Source organism: Phenylobacterium sp., from assembly GCF_020402505.1.
Taxonomy (GTDB): Bacteria; Pseudomonadota; Alphaproteobacteria; order Caulobacterales; family Caulobacteraceae; genus Phenylobacterium.
On record NZ_JADBZL010000108.1, the window covers coordinates 1 to 2,989 of the forward strand.

At 72.9% G+C, this 2,989-nt stretch carries 4 protein-coding genes; 2 read left to right on the top strand and 2 right to left on the bottom strand.

Going from position 1 to position 2,989, the window contains the following annotated elements; all coding sequences use genetic code 11:
* Together IM632_RS08300 and IM632_RS08305 are read right to left on the bottom strand one after the other, a co-directional pair.
* Nucleotides 1-1,031: hypothetical protein (locus tag IM632_RS08300; RefSeq protein ID WP_296552210.1), on the bottom strand; the 1,031-nt coding region annotated here is incomplete at its 3' end.
* A 4-nt stretch (nt 1,032-1,035) separates the two neighbouring features.
* Entirely contained in the window at nt 1,036-1,287 is a 252-nt protein-coding gene (locus IM632_RS08305; protein ID WP_296498851.1) for a DUF3297 family protein, read from the bottom strand.
* Between the two features lie 128 nt (nt 1,288-1,415).
* On the opposite strand from IM632_RS08305, the gene IM632_RS08310 reads away from it, so the two are divergent.
* A complete protein-coding gene (locus IM632_RS08310; protein ID WP_296539324.1) occupies nt 1,416-2,669 on the top strand; it encodes an acetyl-CoA C-acetyltransferase in 1,254 nt (417 codons plus the stop codon).
* 5 nt (nt 2,670-2,674) lie between these two features.
* The coding region (locus IM632_RS08315; protein ID WP_296552211.1) for an acyl-CoA dehydrogenase family protein at nt 2,675-2,989 on the top strand (315 nt) is incomplete at its 3' end.

Below are 2,989 nucleotides of genomic sequence, written 5' to 3' on the forward strand. Positions count from 1 at the left end.
CCCATCAGCACCCGGGCCGGGTCGGGGCGGTCCTGGGGCTCAAGGCCCTGAGGCGTTTCCTTCCAGTCCCGGGCGGCGATGCCCGCGCCCAGGTGGACCCACAGGGCGGTCCGCTCCGGGGCGGGCGCCTCCCGGTGCAGGAAGGCCTCGGCGCCCAGGTTCTCGTACTCGTGCCCGCTGGCCGTGATGACAACGATGTCGTGGTTTTTCAGGCGCTTGGCCATCCAGGGCAGGAGGGCCAGCCAGAGGGCGACGCCTGGCCCGCGCTCGCCGGCGCAGGTGAACCAGCCCGAGCGCGGGGTGGACAGGACCACCGTCCTGCCCTTGCCGCGGTCGATCCGCCCGATGAGGTTGAAGGCGGGGCGCTGGCCGGCCTCGCCGTCGATGACCAGCCGCGCGGTCTGGCCCTCCCGGGCGGCGGCCAGGACCGGCCCCGCGTCCTTCGGGGCGAGGACCAGGGTCGGGACGCCGAAGGGCGGCGCCCCGGCCGGGGCGTTCAGGGCGATGGCCTCGCCGGTCGGACCGTTGGTGACGAGGATGAGGCCGGCGGCGCCGGAGGCCCGGACCTCGTCGGCGAGGGTGCGGAGCTCGGGCTGGCGGACGCTCGACCAGCGTCTCGCCGGCAGGTCGACCACGACCAGCGCGCCACGCGCTGGGGCGGTGGGGCGCCCTAGCGTCAACCCCCCGGTGACCCCCCCGGGTCCCGTGACGCTCGCGGGGGCCTGGGCCAGGCCCTGGACAGACGCATTCCCCAAGGTCAGGGCGACGCTGCCAAGACGGTCGGAGGGCGCCCTGAAGGCCTGCCTCTGTGTGCGGTAGCCGAACAGCCTGAGGCGGCTTTCCATCCAGGCGCCGGAGTCCCGGTCGCCGGGTCCGCCCGACGCCTTGTCGCCCATGGCGACCCAGGTCTCGAGGTCGGTGCGGATGGAGATCAGGTCGGCGCCCGCCGTCGCCTGCCCGGCGAGGAGGGGGGCCGAGGCCGCCCCGGCGACCACACCCCGGCGGGTGGGATCAGGGGCGCCCGTCGTCACCGCTTCAGCTCTCGAACCAGGCTTCGACCGGCCCCTTGAGCAGCATGGTCATCTGCTTGCCGTGGCGGTCCACCGTCTTGCCGACGGCCAGGCGCACCCAGCCCTCGGAGATGCAGTACTCCTCGACATTGGTCTTCTCGACGCCCTTGAAGCGCACCCCGACCCCGCGGGCCAGGACGCCGGCGTCGTGCCAGGGGCTGTCGGGGTCGACGCAGAGGCGGTCGGGCGGGGTGTCGGCGGGGGTCGCTTCGGTCATGGGGCCTGTTCTAGCGCCCCCGGGGCCGCGTGCAATCCCGTCGAAAAGGGGCTTCCCTGACGTCGCGTCCGGCGCGCAAGATAAACCCTCATCGCCGCGGGACGGCGCACACGAACGGGAGACGCAAGATGGGTGAGGCCTGGATCATCGACGCGGCGCGCACGCCGCGGGGCATCGGCAAGGTGGGCAAGGGCGCCCTGGCCGACTTCCACCCCCAGCACCTGGCGGCCACCGTCCTGAAGGGCATCGCCCAGCGCAACGACATCAAGACCGCCGAGGTCGACGACGTGATCTGGGGCACCTCCTCCCAGCGCGGCAAGCAGGGCAATGACCTGGGCCGCATGGCCGCCCTGGCCGCCGGCTTCGACGTCCGCGCCAGCGGCATGACCCTGGACCGCTTCTGCGGCTCGGGCATCACCACGGTGAACCTGGCCGCCGCCCAGATCATGTCGGGCATGGAGGACCTGATCATCGCCGGCGGCACGGAGATGATGTCCTACACCGCCTCCAGCGCCCCGCAGGCGGCCGCCTTCTTCGACGGCCCGGCCCTGATGGACGCCGGCAACCCGGCCCTGCGCAAGCTGCACCCGCAGTCGCACCAGGGCGTCTGCGCCGACGCCATCGCCACGCTTGAGAACATCCCGCGCGAGGCCCTGGACGAGCTGGCCTATGTCAGCCAGCAGCGCGCCGCCCAGGCGATCAAGGAAGGCCGCTTCGACCGCGCCCTGGTGCCGGTGCTGAACGAGGACGGCTCGGTGGCCCTCGACCACGAGGAGTTCCCCCGCCCCGAGACCACCCGCGAGGGCCTGGCCTCCCTGAAGGCCTCCTTCGAGGCCATGGCCAACGTGCCCATGGACAAGGAGGGCACCACCCTGGCCGGCCTGATCCAGCGGGTCTATCCGGACCTGAAGATCACCCACGTCCACCACGCCGGCAATTCGTCGGGGGTGGTCGACGGCGCCGCCGCCGTCCTGCTGGCCTCGCCGGACTACGCCCGCCGGAACGGCCTGAAGCCCCGCGCCCGCGTGGTGGCCATGGCCAATGTCGGCGACAGCCCGACCCTGATGCTGAACGCCCCGGTCCCGGCCGCCCACAAGGTGCTGAAGAAGGCCGGCCTGACGGTCGACGACATCGACCTGTGGGAGATCAACGAGGCCTTCGCCGTCGTCGCCGAGAAGTTCATCCGCGACCTGCGGCTCGACCGCGACAAGGTCAACGTGAACGGCGGCGCCATGGCCCTCGGCCACCCGATCGGCGCCACGGGCTCCATGCTGATCGGCACCATCATCGACGAGCTGGAGCGCCGCGACCTCAAGCGCGGCCTGGTCACCATGTGCGCCGCCGGCGGCATGGCCCCGGCCATCATCGTCGAGCGGATGTAGGGCCCATGGACCTCGCCTGGAGTGACGCCGACCGCGCCTTCCGGGACGAGGTCCTCGCCTTCCTCGATGCGGAACTGACGCCGGACCTGCGCGCCCGCGGGCGGGCCATGACCAGCGTCTACGCCGACCACGCCACCGGCATGGCCTGGCAGAAGAAGCTGCACGCCCGCGGCTGGGTCGCCCCGGCCTGGCCCCGAGAGTTCGGCGGCGCCGGCTGGTCTGTGGTGCAGCGCTACATCTGGGCGCGGGAGGCGGCCCTGGCCGGCGCCCCGCCCGTCTCGCCCATGGGCATCGGCATGTGCGGCCCCGTGCTGATCGGC

What these genes read in the sequence shown, in the direction of transcription:
- IM632_RS08305 (WP_296498851.1), bottom strand. Translation starts at nt 1,287, where the DNA reads ATGACCGAAGCGACCCCCGCCGACACCCCGCCCGACCGCCTCTGCGTC.
- IM632_RS08310 (WP_296539324.1), top strand. Translation starts at nt 1,416, where the DNA reads ATGGGTGAGGCCTGGATCATCGACGCGGCGCGCACGCCGCGGGGCATC.